The organism is Halomonas sp. PBN3 (genome assembly GCF_000475415.1).
Lineage (GTDB): Bacteria > Pseudomonadota > Gammaproteobacteria > Pseudomonadales > Halomonadaceae > Halomonas > Halomonas shengliensis.
In genome coordinates this window covers 1-1,171 of sequence record NZ_AXCA01000127.1, presented here as the reverse complement: position 1 = coordinate 1,171, position 1,171 = coordinate 1, and the positions used below count along the sequence as shown (strand labels likewise).

1 pseudogene is annotated in these 1,171 nt (G+C 66.1%); it reads left to right on the top strand.

Features of this window, described 5'->3' with window-relative positions:
* A pseudogene (locus Q673_RS24650) lies at positions 1–1,171 on the top strand (DEAD/DEAH box helicase); the annotation flags it as partial.

Genomic DNA, 1,171 nt, shown 5'->3' with positions numbered 1-1,171 from the left:
TGTGCGCATGCGCATGGGCTTTCACTGGCGTCCCGCCGCGGCGCGCAAGCGCGTGCCGGGCGGCGAGCTGGCGGCCTGCCCCCAGTGCGGTGGCACGGTGGTCGACTGCGACAACGAGGTGGTATCGCTGTCGCAGTTTCTCCGTGAGGAGCGGCGCCACAAGTGCCGGCACTGTCACAGCCCTCTCTGGACGCTGATGCGGCCGCAGCGGGCGACGGGCAGCCTGCAGCGCGACCTGGTGCTCAAGGCGCTGCGCAAGCTGCCCACCATCGGCAAGGTCTCCTCGGAGCGCCTGGTGCAGCAGTTTGGCGAGGAGTTCCTGGCCACGCTGCTGGGAGACAACATCCACGAGTTCATCAACCTCATGGATGAGAACGGCGAGCTGGTGTTCTCCGACCGGCAGGCGGCCCGCATGGAGCGCGCCATGGCCACGATGGAGTTCGGCTTCGGTGAAGGCGGCTATCAGCCGACCGAGTTCATCAAGCGGCAGCTGCCGGATCACACCTTCGATCTGCTGATCGTGGACGAGGGCCATGAATACAAGAACGCCGGGTCGGCCCAGGGCCAGGCCATGGGCGTGCTGGCAGCCAAGGCGCGCAAGTCGCTGCTGCTGACCGGCACCCTGATGGGCGGCTATGCCGACGACCTGTTCCACCTGCTGTTCCGCATCCTCACGCCGAAGATGCTCGAGGACGGGTATCGCCCCAACGGGCGCGGATCGATGGGCCCTGCGGCCATGTCGTTCCTGCGTGACCACGGGGTGCTGAAGGACATCTACACCGAGCGCGACGGTGACGCGCACAAGACAGCACGAGGCAAGAAGCTGTCGGTGCGCACCGTCAAGGCCCCGGGCTTCGGCCCCAAGGGCATCATGCGCTACGTGCTGCCCTTCACCGTCTTCCTCAAGCTCAAGGACATCGGTGGCAACGTGTTGCCGCCCTACGATGAAGACTTCATCGAGGTGCCGATGGACGACGAGCAGGCCTTTGCCTACCGGCGGCTCGAGGGTCAACTGACCGCTGAGCTCAGACAGGCGCTGGCACGCAAGGACACCACCCTGCTGGGCGTGGTGCTCAATGCGCTGCTGGCCTGGCCGGACTGCTGCTTCCGACCGGAGACGGTCAAGCATCCGCGCTCGGGTAGCCTGCTTGCGTTCGTGAAGAGCCTCTAT